Origin of the sequence: Mesorhizobium sp. M7A.F.Ca.CA.002.04.1.1 (assembly GCF_004022805.1) — a bacterium.
Classification (GTDB): domain Bacteria; phylum Pseudomonadota; class Alphaproteobacteria; order Rhizobiales; family Rhizobiaceae; genus Mesorhizobium; species Mesorhizobium ciceri.
Map to the genome: position 1 here is coordinate 1 of NZ_RZPL01001201.1, position 775 is coordinate 775.

Here is a 775-nt window from a genome sequence, read left to right on the forward strand (position 1 = left end):
GGCCGGTAGGTGGTGGTGCCGACCTCCGGCACCGTGCGGCCGGTAATCCCTGCCATCAGCGCCAGCCCGGGCAGGTTGGAGGTCTTGCCCTGGTCGGTCGCCATGCCGAGCGTGGTGTAGCGCTTCAGATGTTCGACCGAGACGAAGTTTTCGCGTGCGGCCAGCTCGACGTCCTTCACCGTCACGTCGTTCTGGTAGTCGATCCAGATGCGGCCTTTCGAGCCCGGCATCGGCCAGGCCGGGAGAATGCCGTCCGTCGCCTCCGGCCCGGTGCTGCGTGGTGTTGCCGCGTTCTCCTTGCCGGCGAATGCCTTTTCCACGCCGGCAAACACCTCCGACAAGGAGACCGCGCCGGCTGCGGCGCCGACCACGGCGATACCGCCGACCGGTTCGCCCGGCAGGAAGGCCGCGCGCGCATCGCTCCAGGCGAGCTTGCCCTTGGCCTGGCCGAAGAGATGGATGGTCGGCGTCCACCCGCCGGAGACCACAACGCAATCGGCATCGAACCTCGTGCCGTCGTCGAGCGTCACGCCGTCGACGCGCAGCTTGCCGCTGGCGGATGCGAGAGAACGCCCCTTGATCAGCCGGACATTGGCCGCCGCCGCAGGCGCGCCGTCACGCCGGATATCGACAAGCCTGACTTCGGCGCCAACCTCGGCAAGCGCCCCCGCCACCTCATAGGCGCTGTCATTGTTGGTGGCGACGATGATGCGGCGGCCGACCAGCACAGCGTGGCGCCGGAGATAGGCGAACGCCGCATCCGCCGACATGATGC

1 pseudogene is annotated in these 775 nt (G+C 68.6%); it reads right to left on the reverse strand.

The annotated features are described in order from the left end of the window. Positions 1-775 (reverse strand): annotated as a pseudogene (locus ENZ75_RS33300) (sarcosine oxidase subunit alpha family protein); the annotation flags it as partial.